Source organism: Streptomyces sp. NBC_01089, assembly GCF_045162975.1.
Taxonomy (GTDB): Bacteria; Actinomycetota; Actinomycetes; order Streptomycetales; family Streptomycetaceae; genus Streptomyces.
In genome coordinates, this window is sequence record NZ_CP108660.1 from 5,662,040 (window position 1) to 5,677,874 (window position 15,835).

The window sequence follows — 15,835 nt, forward strand, 5'->3', positions numbered from 1 at the left end:
GCAGATACTCACGGGGCATTTGAGTCTGCCGGCGAGGAACTTCCCCCACGCGCGCCACGAGGCGCATCGCGCGAAGAGTCCTTGCCCGAAGGGGAATTCTGTGTTTTCTGCGGTTTCTGTGTTTTCTGCGGGTCCTGATTCCCGCATACGGCGGCTGGGCACCTCCCGGCTGGCCGCCGCGGCCCTGACTGCGGGGCTGGTCGCCGGTGGTGCGATGGCAACTGCCGGGCCTGCTTTCGCCGATGACGCTCCCGCCAACTCCTCCGGCGTCACCGCCACCCTGGACAACCCCGGGGTGTCGGTCGGGGACAAGGTCGTGATCGACGGCGCCAACGAGACGGCCGGGCTCTTCGAGCTCAAGGTCGACGGCGGCGGGTCCATCAAGACGTACTGCATCGACCTGCACAACCACACTCAGGCCAACACCTCCTACCGTGAGGTCACTTGGGCCGAGTCCTCGCTCGCGCACAACAACGACGCGGGCAAGATCCGCTGGATCCTTGAGCACTCCTACCCGCAGGTGACGCCCGCGTCGCTGGGTGCGAACCTCAATGTCACGCTGACCGACGCCACGGCCGCGGCCGCCACCCAGGCCGCGATCTGGCACTTCTCGGACCACGTCGACGCGGTGCCGAAGGACGAGGCCGGCCGGAAGCTGACCGAGTACCTGGAGAAGTCCGCGGCCAATGTCGCCGAGCCCGCCGCCTCGCTCTCGCTCGGCCCGGCCGACGTGGCGGGCCACCCGGGCGAGTCGATCGGCCCGGTGACGGTCTCCACCAACGCCGCCAAGGCCGAGGTCTCCCTCGCCCCCGACGCGCCGCAGGGCGTCACCGTCGTCGGCAAGGACGGCAAGCCCGTCACCAGCGCGGTCAATGGCACCCAGCTCTTCTTCAAGGTCCCGGCCGGCGCCCAGCCCGGCTCGGCCAAGCTGAACGTCACCGCGCAGACCACGGTGCCGATCGGCCGTGCCTTCGTCAGTGACTCCAAGAGCCAGACGCAGATCCTCGCGGGCACCAGCACCGCGTCGGTCGGTGCGGTCGCCTCGGCCAACTGGGCCAGCAAGGGCGCCATCCCGGCCCTCTCCGCCAAGAAGGACTGCGCCAAGGGCGGCGTCGACATCACCGCCGGCAACAAGGGCGATGAGGCGTTCGCCTTCGAGCTCGCGGGCCAGAAGCACACGATCGAGGCCGGCAAGTCCGAGACGGTGACCGTCCCGGTCGCCGAGGATCAGGCGTACGACTTCACGATCAAGGGCCCGAACGGCTTCGAGAAGCGCTTCCAGGGCGTCCTCGACTGCAAGACGGCGGGCAGCACGCCCACCCACAGCGCCACCCCGGCGCCGAAGCCCAGCGCGGCCTCGGCCGGCGGTAGCTCCTCGGGCACGCACGGTGGCAGCGGCGACCTGGCCGAGACCGGCAGCTCCAGCTCCACCCCGGTGATCGCCGGTGTGGCGATCGCCCTCGTGGTGCTCGGCGGCGGTGCGGTCTTCATGCTCCGCAGGAAGAACACCGCGGGTCACTGACCCCGTGGACCGGTCACCGGAGCGTGACTGAGCAAGCGAAGTGACCGTGGTACAGCGGCCCCGGTACGCATCGGCGTACCGGGGCCGTCTGCGTGCTCACCGTCTGCCTGCCCACCGTTCGCGTACTTGCCTCGGCGCCCGCGTACCGGCCGCTCGAGTACCGCCCGGCCGCGTACCGGGCAGCACGTACGAAAGGGGGCTGCGGGTGACCAACATTGACAGACAGCGACGAATCTGCCTCGGGCCGCCGCAGGTCAGCCGGGTGCGTGCTGGGCAAGGGCAGGCGGTTTCCGTCTCCGGGTGGCTGTCAGGCAAGATGGAGTACATCTGCCCACACATCGATTGCCGGACGGTTTCTCTTGGCTGAGTACATCTACACCATGCGCAAGACGCGTAAGGCGCACGGCGACAAGGTGATTCTCGACGACGTCACCCTGAACTTCCTGCCCGGCGCGAAGATCGGTGTGGTGGGCCCCAACGGTGCCGGTAAGTCCACGGTTCTGAAGATCATGGCGGGCCTTGAGCAGCCCTCCAACGGTGAGGCATACATCTCGCCCGGATTCAGCGTCGGCATCCTCATGCAGGAGCCGGAGCTGGACGAGTCGAAGACCGTCCTGGAGAACGTGCAGGACGGCGCCGCCGAGATCATGGGCAAGCTCAAGCGCTTCAACGAGGTCGCCGAGCTGATGGCGACCGACTACACCGACGCGCTCATGGACGAGATGGGCAAGCTCCAGGAGGACCTGGACCACGCCAACGCCTGGGACCTGGACGCCCAGCTGGAGCAGGCCATGGACGCCCTGGGCTGCCCGCCCGGCGACTGGCCCGTCGTGAACCTCTCCGGCGGTGAGAAGCGCCGCGTCGCGCTCTGCAAGCTGCTGATCGAGGCGCCCGACCTGCTCCTCCTCGACGAGCCCACCAACCACCTGGACGCCGAGTCGGTGAACTGGCTGGAGCAGCACCTCTCGAAGTACCCGGGTGCTGTGGTGGCCGTCACCCACGACCGGTACTTCCTGAACAACGTCGCCGAGTGGATCCTCGAACTCGACCGCGGCCGTGCGCTCCCCTACGAGGGCAACTACTCCACGTACCTCGACAAGAAGGCGACCCGCCTCAAGGTCGAGGGCCGCAAGGACGAGAAGCGCGCCAAGCGGCTCAAGGAAGAGCTGGAGTGGGTCCGCTCCAACGCCAAGGGCCGCCAGACCAAGTCCAAGGCCCGCCTCGCCCGTTACGAGGAGATGGCGGCCGAGGCCGACAAGATGCGGAAGCTGGACTTCGAGGAGATCCAGATCCCGCCGGGCCCGCGGCTCGGTTCCATCGTGGTCGAGGTCGAGAACCTCTCGAAGGCGTTCGGCGACAAGGTCCTCATCGACGACCTGTCCTTCACGCTGCCGCGCAACGGCATCGTCGGTGTCATCGGTCCGAACGGCGCGGGCAAGACCACGCTGTTCAAGATGATCCAGGGCCTGGAGTCGCCGGACTCCGGCGCCATCAAGGTCGGCGACACGGTCAAGATCTCCTACGTCGACCAGAGCCGCGCCAACATCGACCCCAAGAAGACCCTCTGGGCGGTCGTGTCGGACGAGCTGGACTACATCAACGTCGGCCAGGTCGAGATGCCCTCGCGGGCGTACGTCTCCGCGTTCGGCTTCAAGGGCCCGGACCAGCAGAAGCCGGCCGGTGTCCTCTCCGGTGGTGAGCGCAACCGCCTCAACCTGGCGCTGACTCTCAAGGAGGGCGGCAACCTGCTGCTCCTCGACGAGCCCACCAACGACCTGGACGTCGAGACGCTCTCCTCCCTGGAGAACGCGCTGCTCGAATTCCCCGGTGCGGCCGTGGTCATCTCCCACGACCGCTGGTTCCTCGACCGCGTCGCCACGCACATCCTGGCGTACGAGGGCGACTCCCGGTGGTACTGGTTCGAGGGCAACTTCGAGTCGTACGAGAAGAACAAGGTCGAACGCCTCGGTGCCGACGCGGCCCGCCCGCACCGTGCCACGTACAAGAAGCTGACGCGAGGCTGACCGTGCGGCACATCTACTCCTGCCCCCTGCGCTGGTCGGACATGGACGCCTTCGGGCACGTCAACAACGTCGTCTTCCTGCGGTATCTGGAAGAGGCGCGGATCGACTTCATGTTCCGGCTGGCGCCGGGGGACGGTTCGCCGTCGTTCTCCGGCGGGTCCGTCGTCGCCCGGCACGAGATCGACTATGTGCGCCCTCTGGTGCACCGGCATGCGCCGGTCACCGTCGAGTCCTGGGTGACGAAGATCAGCGCCGCGTCCCTGACCATCGCCTACGAGGTGAAGGACGAGGACCAGGTGTACGTACGGGCGTCGACGGTCGTCGTCCCGTACGACCTGGAGGCGCAGCGGCCGCGGCGGATCACCGCCGACGAGAAGTCCTTCCTCCAGGAGTATCTGGACCAGCCGGGAGTACTCGCGGCATGACGGGGCTCCCGCTGCGGCTGGTCTTCGCCGACGCCGGGGAGGCGGCCGATCTCGCCGCCTTCCTGGCCCGGCTGATCCACTACGACCGTGCGGCGGCGGTGCGGCTGCAGGCACGCGCCGACGGCGGTACGGAGCAGAGCCTGGCCGTCTTCGGGCGGCCGCCCTCGTTCGAGGTGCTGGCCGTCCGGACGGCGCGGCTGGCCGCCCCGGCCGAGCTGGACAGCACCGTCTCGGCGGGCGAACTCCTCGAATCCATCGACGAGCAGGGCGCGGCGGCCACCGTCCCCGGCGCTGTCACCGGTCCTCCGTGGGCCGGTCTGCTGCCGCCCCGCAGCGGCTGGCGGCAACTGCCCGGACTTCCGTCGCCCGACGCGCTGCACTCCGCTGTGGCGGCCGTGGTCGCCGAATTCCGGGTGCGTACCGAGGAGTTGCCCGCCGACCGGCGTACCCGTGCCGAACTGGACCGGATCGGGCGGGAGATCTGGTCCCGGCCGGTCGGCGACACCGCCCTCCCGGTCCGCGCGGCACACGCCGCCCACTCGCTCGGCTTTCTGCGCCCGGTCCGGGTGGCCGTTCCCGACCTCTCCACCGGCAGCGGTACCGGTCCCCTCGGCGACAGCGGCCACTCCGGGCCTTACACGCTGCTCGGCGCCGGCTCCTGGCTCCGGCTGCGCACCCCGTACGGCTCGACCGCCGTCCGCGAGGCATCCGGCCTGGGCGGGCTGAGCGTCACGCCCGCGTAGGGCTGCCCGCCGTAAGAGGCTCTGCAGGGGCTGTCGCCGTCCGGTCCCGGCAGCCTCTAGCCTTCGGTGTTCACCATGGAGGCCGCCGCGTACGTCAGGTACTTCCAGAGCTGCCGCTCGTGCTCCTCGGCCAGGCCGAGCTCGTCCACCGCGGCCCGCATGTGCTTCAGCCAGGCGTCGTGCGCGGCCCGGTCCACCTGGAAAGGGGCGTGGCGCATGCGCAGCCGGGGGTGGCCGCGGTTGTCGCTGTAGGTACGGGGGCCACCCCAGTACTGCATCAGGAAGAGGGCGAGCCGTTCCTCGGCCGGGCCGAGGTCCTCCTCCGGGTACATCGGCCGCAGCAGGGGATCTCCCGCGACGCCCTGGTAGAAGTGGTGGACCAGGCGCCGGAAGGTCTCCTCGCCGCCGACCTGCTCGTAGAAGGTCTGCTCCTGAAGCGTGCCGCGCGGGATCTCTGTCACCCCTCCATGGTCGCAGACGTCACGGCGGAGGTCGGCCCTCCGCCGGGGATCAGGCCGTACGGATCGTGGGGATCAGGCCGTACGGATCGTGGGGATCAGTGGGTACGGATCGCGCGGATCAGTGTGTACGGATCGTGTCGTCCGGATCCGGCCGCCGACCGGACCCTTCGGGTTCGCTTCCCCGTGCGGGGCGCAGCAGAGTGGAGATATGGGTGCAGACCAGGCATTGCGGGCGGCGCTGGTGCGCGAGATCGCGGAGAGCGGCGCACTGCCGGATCCGGCCTGGCGGGAGGCGTTCGCCGCGGTGCCGAGGCATCTCTTCGTGCCGTACTTCTTCGTGGACGGCGAGGAGGGCGTGGGCCGCCGTGAGCGGCTGTGGGGTGAGGACCCGGACCCCGAGCGGCGCAGGCGCTGGCTGGAGGGTGTCTACACCGATCAGCCGCTGGCGACCCGGATCCGGGACGGCGAGCTGATCTCGTCCAGCAGCCAGCCCTCGCTGATGGCGCGGATGCTGGACGGGCTCGCGGTGCGTGACGGGGACGCCGTGCTGGAGATCGGGGCGGGCAGCGGTTACAACGCGGCTCTGCTGGCCCACCGGCTGGACGACTCGCTGGTCACGACCGTCGACATCGACCCGGAGATCACCGAATCGGCGCGGACCCATCTGTCGGCCGCCGGCGCTGCCCCGGCCGTCGTCACCGGGGACGGTGCGCTGGGCTGCCCCGCGCGGGCCCCGTTCGACGCGGTCATCGTGACCTGCGCGGTCCCGTCCGTACCGAGGGCCTGGCTCGCGCAGTGCCGTCCTGGCGCACGGATTCTCGCCCCGCTCGCCACCGGGCTGATCGTGCTGCGGGTGCGGGACGAGCAGTACGCGCAGGGGCGGTTCCTGGAGAAGCCGGCCTACTTCGTACCGCTGCGTGGCACAGCCGGGTCCGAGCAGGTGCTGAGGGGCGGCGGGCTGCCGCCCAGCGTGCTGAACGACGCGCTCTTCCGCTTCGTCCTCACGCTGACCGCGGGCAGCCTCGACCCGGTGGAGGCGTTCTCCCTGTGGGAGCGCGAGGGGCGCCCCCAGCGGGAACGGTTCGGGGTGACGGTGAGCGGGGAGCACGAGTGGGCCTGGCTGGACGACCCCGAAGGGCCGTACACCTGGCCGCTCGTCCCCCCGGCTCACCGTCCGGTGGCTACTGCCCCCGGTGGATCCTGATCGTCGTCCAGGCGCCGACGTGCACCCGGTCGCCCTCTTCGAGCGGGATCGGTACGTAGGGCTGGATCGGGTCCTCGGCGCCGTTGACCGTGGTGCCGTTCGTCGAGTTCTGGTCGACGACGGCCCAGGAGCCGTCGGGCTGCTGCACCAGGACCGCGTGCTGGTGCGACACCCCGGGGTCCTCGGGCGGGACCGACAGGTCGACGTCGGGTGACTCGCCCGTGGAGTGCCTGCGCCGGCCGATGGTGATCTGGTTGCCGGAGAGCGGAAGCCGCTGCTCGGGGGAGTAGGCCGGCAGATTGAGCCCGGTGGCCTCGGGGCCGCTGCGCTGCATCATCGCCATGAAGTACTCACGGTCGGGGCCCACCGTGACCGACCAGCCGGCCGGGGCCTGGGACTGGGCCTGCTCGGCCGCGGGGGAGGGCTGACCTGGGTGGCCCTGCCGGCCTTGCTGGTCCGGCCGTCCGGGCCCCTGCTGAGGCGGCTGCTGCGGCTGGGACTGCGGCTGCGGCTGCGGCTGCGGGGGCTGGAACTGCTGCGGGGGCTGGGGCGGCTGATGCTGCTGAGGTGCCTGGTCCTGTCCCCGATCCGGCCCCTGGGGCTGGGGCTGGGGCTGGGACGGCGGCGGGAGCAGCCAGTCGTCCGCCGCGTTCGGCTGCTCGGGAGGCTGCGGGGCCTGCGGTGCCCTCGGCGGCTGGGCGAACGAGGGCGGCGGCGGAGGCGACTGCCGCTGGTACGCCGGGGGCGGAGGCGGCGGGGCCGGCCGGCCGCTCGGCGCGTTGGTCAGCGGCTCGGCGGGACGGTTGATCTGCGAGGGCCGCGAGCTCTGGTACTCGAACGAGTCCGGCGGCCTGGGCGGCTGCTGCTGGGCCTGGAGGCCCGGCGGCAGATTCGGGGCCACCGGTGTGTACGAGGTCGCGGTGTTGGTCAGGAAGTTCCAGCGGCACTCTTCGCAGAAGGGCGCCCCGGACTCACGCGGCGTACGGCACTGCGGGCAGATCTCCGCCTGCGCCGTGGGCTCCGGCGGATAGCCGTAACCGGCCGCCGGGTTCCCGCGCGGTGGCTGCTGCTGCGGTGGGGGCTGCTGGGACGCGGGCTGCTGGTGTGCGGGCTGCTGGGGCACGCCACCGCCTGCGTACGGCGTGGGCGGCGGGGGAGGCGGCGGCACGGCGCCCATGCGATGGCCGCAGACCTCGCACCAGTCGTCGGATCCCGACTGGTGTCCGTTCGGGCAGGTCGGCATGGAGTCGCTTCCCCCTCTCCTCGTCCGGCCCGGAGGCCGCAAAACGTCACTTCTGCTGCTTATGGTGCTTTTTCTGTTACTTCTTGACGCGAACTGTCTTGGTGGAGCGCGTTTCGAGGGTCATCTCGTCCGCCTCCGCCACCTTTGCCTTCAGTCGCACAGTACCGGTCGCTTCGTCGACGACGTCCACCACCTTCGCGAGCAGTTTCGCAGTGTCCGCGTTCCCCGAGGCTGCCGCAAGCTGCACCGCACGGCCGAGCTTCGCCGTCGCGCCGTCCAGATTGCCCGACTTGCGGGCATCCAAACCTTGTTGAATGACTTGGGCCAGTTCCGCCTGGCCCGTGTAGTGCGCGACCTGCGGGTTGATGGAGGTCGATGCGGTCATGTCGTCCGTCCACACCGCGCGTACCAGGCCCTGCGAAAGCGTCTGCGGCATTCCCCCGGCGGGGTCGGGCAGGACGAGCGAGACCCGGGCGGCGAGCATCTCCTGGCCGATTCCCGCCTCCGGCACCTGGACGCAGACGTGATAGTCGCGGGATTCGTCCCCCCACGAGCCGGTCGGGTAGTCACCGGCGCGCGGCCCGGCTTCGGTCCGACGGCCCGTCAGCTGCTCGACGCTGGGCGCCACTTGCTTGACGAACTTGATCTCCACGCCGACCGGTGTCCAGAGCCGCAGCGCGACGTCGGCGATCTCCTTGCCCATCGCGTCCTCCATCATCCGCGTGAAGTCCGCGGAGAGCCCCGAGGGGTCGGCCACGATGTCGGCCGTGCCGAGGAGCGCCGACGCGATACCGGTGACCTCCTTGACCTCCCAGTCCGTACCGACCCCGCGGGCGTCACAGGTGAAGCGGCCGGCCGCGGCGTCCAGTGCGGCCCGCAGATCCTCCGGCGCCTCGTGTTCGTTGCGGCCGTCGGTCAGCAGGATGCCGTGCCGGATCTGCGGTACGGCGCCGCCGGCCGCGTCCGGGGTGTTGAGCAGCCGGTCGGCGAGGCGCAGCCAGGTGCCGATCGCCGTGCCTCCGCCGGCGCTCAGCTTGCGCAGCGCCTCCCTTGCCTGGGCGCGCGTGGCCCGGCTCGCGACGGCCAGCCGGCCGTTGCCCGGATAGATGTCCTTCGCCACATGGGTGCCCGCCACCACGGAGAACGCGGTGCCGTCCCGCAGGGCGTCGATCGCGGCCGCCGTCGCTTCCCGGGCGTTGCGCATCTTCGTCGGCGGGTAGTCCATCGAACCCGAGCAGTCCACCATGATCACCACGGCGGCGGGTGCCTGTCCCGGACCCGGTACGGACCCGGTGTTCGCGCCCGCGAGGGCGGAGCCGCTCGTTCCGCCGCCGGTCGATGTGACCGTGACGATCGCGTTCACCTCGCGCCCGCCCTCCGGCAGGTACTCGTTCTGGTACACGTCTACGGAGAATTGCGGCACGTTGGATTTGGAGAAGTTGGCCATCTGACGGGCTCCTTGACGACAACGCGGCAATTTCAACAGAGTTAACGAGACAGCTGGATCAACGAGACAGCTGGGCCGACGGGGACAGCCGAGTCAACGGGACAGGGTCGAATTCACGCCTTACGCCTCATGCTTCCGTGCCTTCACGCCTTCGTGTGGGCGGATCCTGCCCTCTTCGGTGGCATCGGGAACGGCACGACGGCCACTGTTACGTTGTCGTGGCCCCCGCCGTCGAGCGCATGGCCCACGAGCACCTGCGCACTGTGCAGTGCCCGGGTCGCCGCGTCCGGCGGGACGATCCGCGCCATCTGCTCGGCCGACTCCGCGTAGTTCCACAGGCCGTCCGAGCAGACCACCACCACACCGGCCCGGTCCGGCTTGAAGGACGCGGTGTGCGGCTCCAGTTCGTACGCGTCCGCGCCGAGCCAGCCCGTGATGGCGTGCGCCCGCTCGTCCGCGTACGCCTGCGCCTCGCCCATCAGCCCGTTGGCGACCATCTGCGCCGCCCAGGAGTCGTCCTCGGTGAGCCGGGACGGGTGGGTGGTGCGGTCGTCGGGCACCCAGTACACCCGGCTGTCGCCCACCCAGCCGACGACGAGCAGCCCGCCCACCGTGATGGAGGCGACCAGGGTGCAGGCCGGGGCGTTCTGATGGCGGCGCGCGTCGTGCTCCATGGCCCCGGTGGGCTCGGCGGCAAGGGCGTTGACCGCTTCCGACGCGGCGATGATCGCCTCGTGCAGGGCCTGCTGGGGATGCGTGCCCGCGGGCAGCGAAGCCAGCAGCGCCTCATTGGCGGCCTCCGCGGCGGCGGCTGACGCCTCGTCGGGGCGGGTCGCCGACGACACCCCGTCACAGACGATCGCCACCGTGGCGGCCGAGCCGTCCGGCAGGTTCACCGACGACACCGCGAAGGCGTCCTCGTTCCTGTGGTGGCGCAGCCCGCGGTCGCTCACCGCTGCCACCGCTTCCAGCTCCTGCTCCATGTGGTCACGCTCGCGGGGCTGGGCGTGACCGCAGTTCTCGCAGTAGCCGTCGCCGTCGATCCGGCCCGTGCGGCAGGCGACACAGACCTTCGCGTTCTCCGCCGTCGCAGGGGCCTCCGCCGTGGCCGCTGCCGCGGTGGCGCCGGCCGGGACCTCCGCCGTGGCAGCTGCGGCTGCCGCGGTCCTGGGGTCCGGTGCGGGCAGCGCGTACTCCTCGGGCGACGGCGGGCCGTCGAACCGTACGCCGCTGTGCAGTTCACCGCTGTGCGGTTCACCACTGGGCAGTTCACCGCCGTCCGATGTGATACCCGGCACATCGGAGGCGGCCTGGACGGGCGCCGGGCGGCCGGAGCTGTCCCGGTCGGTGGCGGCGGGCCAGGCGGCCGTCGGGGCACCCGCGGGGCTCGCGCCGCCGGCCGCGTTCGCGGGACGGCGGTCCGGCGGCTCGGGCGCCGCCGACAGGTCGTACCCGCACGCGCCGCAGAACAAGTCGCCTGACTCCAGCGGCTCCTCGCAGCTGGGGCACACGGTCGGATTCGTCTGGGACATCAATTCACACCCACGTCCGGGGGCGGAAACGGTTGGCCCGCTCCACCAGGTCGATCCTCTCCTCGCCACGCTGGGCGAGCCGGGCGAGTACCCGGTACGAGCGTTCGAGTCCGAAGCGCAGGCCACGCTCGTCGAGTGGACTGCCGAGCAGGGTGGTGGACTGCACCACCTGGCCGCCCCGGCCTCCGGAGAGTACCCAGTCCAGGGCGGTGCCCAGTACTTCGGTGGTGAGCTGCTCCTGCCGTACGGCGTCGATGCCGAACTGCTGGAGCGCGGCCACCTGGTCGGCGGCCGACCGCAGGTCGTCCACCAGGGGGTCGGTCGGGACACGGCGGCGCAGCCGGGCGCGCACCGCGGCGACGCGCGCCGCCGTGTAGTGGATCGACGCCTCGGGCACCGACTCCAGCGTGTGGACGGCCGCCGTGCGGTCACCGGCCGCGAGCTGCACCCTGGCGAGGCCGAACGCCGCGCTGACGTAGCTGGGGTCGGTCGTCCACACGAGGCGGTAGTACTCCGCCGCGTTGTCCAGCTGGCCGAGCACCTCGGCGCAGACCCCGAGCGCCAGCTTCGGCGCGGGCTCCCCGGGGAACGCGTCGTAGATCGCGTCGAAGGAGAGCGCTGCGGTCTCCCGGTCGCCGGTGACCAGCGAGGTGAGGCCGCGGTACCAGACGACCCGCCAGTCGTGCGGGTACTCGCTCTCCAGCGCGGTGACCATGTCGACCGCGGTGTACGTGTCCCGGTTGTCGAGGAGGGCGCGCGCCTGTCGGAGGCTGCGTTCCAGCGACGGGGTCGGTGCGGACTCCAGCGCGGCGATCAGCTCGCCGGGCGCCGCGGCCAGCAGACCCGCCAGCAGACCGGCGTTCGGGTCGTGCGGATCGATGCGCGGCACGGGCAGCGCCAGCGCGGTGGCGCCCGCGTCGAGACCGGCCAGGAACGGGCCGGACGCACTGGCCGGGCCGCCCGGGCTGGAAGCGCCGAAGGCGGGGACGCCGGAGACGCCGGACGTGGGGGACTGGCCCGGCTGCGGGGCGGCGGCAGGCGGCCAGGATGTCGGCTGCCCGGCCGGCTGCCCGGCGGCCGGCCCGGCGGGCTGCGGGGAGCGCTGGGCGGGGAGGACTGCCTTCGCTCCCCGGCGGCCTGCGGGGAGTTCGCGTGCGCCGAGCAGCGAGGCGTCCCCCGTCAGCTCGGCGAAGAGAGCCGTGTCGGTGACCCGTACCTCGGGCCCGAACAGCGTCGAGAGCGACGGCCGCGGCCGGCCCGTCTGGACGGCGACGACCTCCCGCAGTACCCCGGTGAGCTGCTCCGCCATCTCGGCGGCCGATGCGAACCTGCGGGCCGGGTCCGGGTCCGTCGCCCGGACGAGCAGCCGGTAGAACGACTCGTACCGCCGGAACACCTCGATGTTGTCCGGGTCGGGGAGGCTGTCCGCGAACACATTCGTGTAGCCCTGGAAGTCGAAGGTCAGCACGGCGAGGGTCCGCGCCACCGTGTACAGGTCGGAGGCGACCGACGGCCCGACCTCGGCGACCTCGGGCGCCTGGTAGCCGACCGTGCCGTAGATGGCCGACTCGTCGTCGCCCATCCGCCGCACCGCGCCCATGTCGATGAGCTTCAGCTGGTCCTGCTGCTGTATCGCGTTGTCGACCTTGAAGTCGCAGTACAGCAGCGAGCGGCTGTGCAGATGGCCGAGCGCCTCCAGGGCCTCGATCCCGTACGCGCATGCCTGCTCGACCGGCAGCGGGTCCCGCCGGCCCGACGGGCCGCGCCGCTCGTTGGCGATCTCCTTGAGCGACTTGCCGCCGACGTACTCCATGACGATGTAGCCGTCCATGGAGCCGGTGCGCTGGTCGAGGTGTTCCACGAAGTTGTAGATGCGCACGATGTTGGAGTGCTCGATCTCGGCGAGGAAGCGCCGCTCCGAGATCGCCGCGGCCATCGCGTCCTGGTCACCCGTGTCCAGGAGGCCCTTGAGCACCACCCAGCGGTCGGAGACGGCACGGTCGACGGCGAGATAGACCCAGCCGAGACCGCCGTGGGCCAGACAGCCCACCACCTCGTACTGCCCGTGCACGACATCGCCGGTGTCCAGCTTCGGTACGAACGAGTAGGGGTGGCCGCACTTGGTGCAGAACCCCTCCGTACGCCCGGGGCGCGCACCGCGCGAACGGCCCACCTGGGCGCCGCAGTCGGACCGTGAGCAGAATCGCTTGCGCTCCGGCACCTCGGGGCTGGCCATCACCGCGGACTGCGGATCGGGGCGCGGCACATCGGGGATCGTCACCAGACCGGCGCCCAGCCGGTTACGGCCCGACGAACTCGCCGAAGCCCCCGAACTGCGCACCGAGACCGAACGCGCCGACCCCTGGCCCGACAGCGAGCGTGAGAGCCGCCCGGAGACGGACCTGCGCGATGTCGAGGACCGTGATGTCGAGGACCGGGACGTCGAGGACGGTGATGTCGAGGACCGCGAGGACGAGCCGGAACCGCCGCGCACCGAAGCGCTGCCGGAGCGCGCGCTGTTGCTCCCGCGCGCCCCTCCGGCGATTCCGGTCGGCGGTGAACTCACCAGGCCGCTGGGCGACACCACCGGCGCCAGACCGCAGGTGTCGCAGTACAGCTCACCGCCGCCCATGTCCTCATAGCTGCCCTCGCACCCGGGGCGCTGGCACTCCTGCTGTTCGCTCATCCCGCATCCCTCACGCGTTCCCCCTGTGGTCGGCGGGCCCGGGCTGTCTCGGGACCAGAACCTCCGCCGTGGCCTGCTGATAGCGGAGCACCGCCTGTTCGGCGACGCGCAGATCGCACGGCGCGCTCCACAGCATTCTGCGGGCCGCGTCGTACCGCTCGATCAGCAGGGGATCCTCGGCCATTCCGTGCCGGGCGACCTTCGCCCGGTACGCGTCAAGCCGGCCCCGCAGCTCCGCGCGGACGGCGAGCGGGGCGGTGACCGCGGACAGCGAGTCCCGGGCCCGCCGCAGCTCGTCGTCGGCTTCCTGTTCGAGGGATTCAAGCAGCGGCGAGAGCCGGTGCCACTGGGCGTGCCTGCGGTACTCGGCGGCCGTGCGCAGCTGCTCCTGGAGCACCGTCGAAGGACCGCTCACGGCCGGTACCTCGGACGCGGCGATCTTCGCCAGCACCTCACCGCGCGCCGATCTGGCCTCGGTGAGCGTGCGGTCGGCGCGGGTCAGCACATCCCGCAGCCGCAGCAGGCGCTGCTCCGCGTCCTGGCGGACGGTGAGCACCGCGTCGATCTCGCGGCGGATCTCCTCCAGGGCGCGCGCGGCCCGGTCGTAGCGGCCGGTGTCGGCGCGCCCGCCGCCCGGGGCCGAACTGCCCTGTGTGGCGACCCAGTAGGCCAGCGGATCGGATATCACTCCGGCGCGCAGCGCGGTCAGCTCCTGCGTGATCGACTCCAGGTCGTCGCCCGCCGGGTGCTCACCGGGGCGTACGCCGACCGAGTGGGCCAGCGAACGGGTACGGCCCAGCTCCGCCGCGAGCAGGTCGATACGGGCGGGCAGCGCGGACCACACCGAGTCCGCCGCGACGATCATGTCCAGCGACCGCGCGTACAGCTCGTTCATCCGGCTCACCAGCTCTTCGAGCGTGAACTGCTCGGTGAGTTCCACGGGCCCGGTGAGCGAGGCCGGGAGCCGGCCTGCGGTGCTCGCCAGGGTGACGGCCCGGCCGCGCAACACGCCGGTGAGCTCGGCCAGTTCCTCCCGGCCGGGCCAGCGCCGCCGGGAACGCAGCGTGCGGGCCCCTTCCAGCGCCTTCGCGTACGCGTCGAAGTACGTCCACAGCACCGAGATCGCCTGCTCGGTGTCGGCCCAGCGGTCCTTGGTGACCCCGGTCAGCTCGGCGCCTTCGAGGAGCCGGCGCCCCGCGTGGTCCTGCAGGGCGATGAGCGAGGTCTCGATGGCCTCGTGCTCGGCGACGAGCCGCGCCAGCGCACGGTCCACCTCGTCCCGGTCCATCACCGGCCCGGGGGCGGCGCTCCCCGGCCCGCCGGGACTGGGGACGGAACCCGCGACGCCCATCGATCACCTCTCCGCTCCACCGGCCTGTGCGGTGTTGTTGTTCTGTACCGCGCTGTTCTGTGCCGCGGCGTTCCGCACCGCGGTGTTCTGTGCTGCCTACAGTGTCAAGTTCTGCCCGTGGCTGTGCTGTTCTACCGGTACTTCGGTGCCGGGGGGCCGGTTATTCCCTTCAGATCCGCCGAGAGCCACTTCCGGTACGCCTTCATCCAGGGGCTTTCGGATCCGCCGCTGCGGTAGTCGACGAGCACCTGATTGATCCGGCGCACCAGATCGTCGTTGCCCAGCTTCGTCGCCACGCCGTAGTACTCGGTGGTGAACGGGCCGCCCTTGAGGTCGACGGCCGGGTCCTGCGCCGCTTGGCCCGCGGCCAGGGCGTTGTCCGTGACCACCGCGTCGACCAGGCCCAGTTGGAGCTTGACCAGGCAGTCCAGCTGGTTGGGCACGGTCCGCTGCTCGGTCGGAGTGTCCGCGAAGACCGCGCCGTACGACTTGGCCTTCAGCGCGTCGTACGCCGTCGAGCCCGTCGCCGTGCAGACCTTCTTGCCCTTGAGCGTGTCGTTGTACCCGGTGATCGTGGAGCCCTTGGGGGCGAGCACCTGCTGGCCGGCCTGGAAGTACGCCGTGGAGAACGCGACTTGTTTGACCCGCTCACAGTTGATCGTCATCGTCCGCACGACGATGTCGACCTTGTTCTCCTGCAGCGCCTCGATCCGCTGGTTGGTGGGGATGGCGCGGTAGGTGACCTTGTCCTCGCTGCCCAGGAGGTTCTTCGCGATGGCCCGGACGAGAGCGATGTCGAAGCCGTCCAGCCTGTCGTTGGCCGGATCGCGGTAGCCCCAGCGGTAGCTGTTCTGGTCGACACCGACGACCAGGTGGCCGGCTTTCTTGATCCGGTCGATGGTGGGGCCGTCGGCGCTGGACGGCGTGAGGCTCGCCTCCGGGTCGGTACAGCTCTCGGCCTTCCCCGGAGCGGCCTTCACCGGGGCTGCCTGCGCCACCCGCTGCCCGGCGGACGGCGTACCGTCGCCGGAGCCGCCGCCCAGGGCGAGCGGGATCATGGTGGCGGCCGCCGTCAGCGCGCACGCCGCGGCCATCGCCGTGACGCCGCCCCAGCCGTGGAGCCTGCCGCTCCTCCGATTCAGCACGCTGCCCCTCCTCACCTGGCCCCTGCTCACCAGACCCCTGCTCACCAGACCC

The 15,835-nt window shown here is 71.2% G+C and carries 12 protein-coding genes; 5 read left to right on the top strand and 7 right to left on the bottom strand.

All coding sequences use genetic code 11. The features are described from left to right. The first annotated feature begins 214 nt into the window (after positions 1–214). From OG510_RS25445 to OG510_RS25460, 4 genes are all read left to right on the top strand, one after another. Positions 215–1,522 (top strand): LAETG motif-containing sortase-dependent surface protein, encoded by a 1,308-nt coding sequence (locus OG510_RS25445; protein WP_406139820.1) that lies wholly within the window; start codon positions 215–217, stop codon positions 1,520–1,522. Between the two features lie 359 nt (positions 1,523–1,881). Continuing rightward, on the top strand, positions 1,882–3,546 hold the full coding sequence (ettA, locus tag OG510_RS25450; RefSeq protein WP_406139822.1) for an energy-dependent translational throttle protein EttA: 1,665 nt from the start codon (positions 1,882–1,884) through the stop codon (positions 3,544–3,546). 2 nt (positions 3,547–3,548) lie between these two features. Next, a complete protein-coding gene (locus OG510_RS25455) occupies positions 3,549–3,971 on the top strand; it encodes a thioesterase family protein (RefSeq protein WP_164266794.1) in 423 nt (140 codons plus the stop codon). Beyond that, positions 3,968–4,714 carry a hypothetical protein gene (locus OG510_RS25460; RefSeq protein WP_406139824.1) on the top strand — a complete coding sequence of 249 codons (747 nt, stop codon included), beginning with the start codon at positions 3,968–3,970 and terminating at the stop codon, positions 4,712–4,714. Before OG510_RS25455 ends, OG510_RS25460 begins: the two co-directional genes overlap by 4 nt. 56 nt (positions 4,715–4,770) lie before the next feature. Here the strand turns inward: OG510_RS25460 and OG510_RS25465 are convergent, their stop codons facing one another. Then, positions 4,771–5,175 carry a globin gene (locus OG510_RS25465; RefSeq protein WP_164266792.1) on the bottom strand — a complete coding sequence of 135 codons (405 nt, stop codon included), beginning with the start codon at positions 5,173–5,175 and terminating at the stop codon, positions 4,771–4,773. 208 nt (positions 5,176–5,383) lie between these two features. On the opposite strand from OG510_RS25465, the gene OG510_RS25470 reads away from it, so the two are divergent. Then, positions 5,384–6,379 (top strand): methyltransferase domain-containing protein, encoded by a 996-nt coding sequence (locus OG510_RS25470; RefSeq protein WP_406139826.1) that lies wholly within the window; start codon positions 5,384–5,386, stop codon positions 6,377–6,379. Here the strand turns inward: OG510_RS25470 and OG510_RS25475 are convergent. The 6 genes from OG510_RS25475 to OG510_RS25500 all read right to left on the bottom strand — a co-directional run bounded on the left by OG510_RS25475 (position 6,357) and on the right by OG510_RS25500 (position 15,732). Then, on the bottom strand, positions 6,357–7,622 hold the full coding sequence (locus tag OG510_RS25475; protein ID WP_406139827.1) for an FHA domain-containing protein: 1,266 nt from the start codon (positions 7,620–7,622) through the stop codon (positions 6,357–6,359). The two genes, OG510_RS25470 and OG510_RS25475, sit on opposite strands and share 23 nt — an antisense overlap. Before the next feature lie 76 nt (positions 7,623–7,698). Further along, positions 7,699–9,069, bottom strand: a complete 1,371-nt coding sequence (locus OG510_RS25480; RefSeq protein WP_406139829.1) for a vWA domain-containing protein — start codon at positions 9,067–9,069, stop codon at positions 7,699–7,701. A gap of 143 nt (positions 9,070–9,212) precedes the next feature. Further along, positions 9,213–10,601 (bottom strand): PP2C family serine/threonine-protein phosphatase, encoded by a 1,389-nt coding sequence (locus tag OG510_RS25485; protein WP_406139831.1) that lies wholly within the window; start codon positions 10,599–10,601, stop codon positions 9,213–9,215. Between the two features lie 4 nt (positions 10,602–10,605). Next, positions 10,606–13,287, bottom strand: a complete 2,682-nt coding sequence (locus OG510_RS25490) for a tetratricopeptide repeat protein (RefSeq protein ID WP_406139832.1) — start codon at positions 13,285–13,287, stop codon at positions 10,606–10,608. Positions 13,288–13,297: 10 nt separating this feature from the next. Then, positions 13,298–14,638: a hypothetical protein gene (locus OG510_RS25495; protein WP_406139834.1), complete on the bottom strand. Its 1,341-nt coding sequence runs from the start codon at positions 14,636–14,638 to the stop codon at positions 13,298–13,300. A 131-nt stretch (positions 14,639–14,769) separates the two neighbouring features. Then, entirely contained in the window at positions 14,770–15,732 is a 963-nt protein-coding gene (locus tag OG510_RS25500) for a glutamate ABC transporter substrate-binding protein (protein WP_406142546.1), read from the bottom strand. Positions 15,733–15,835 lie beyond the last annotated feature (103 nt).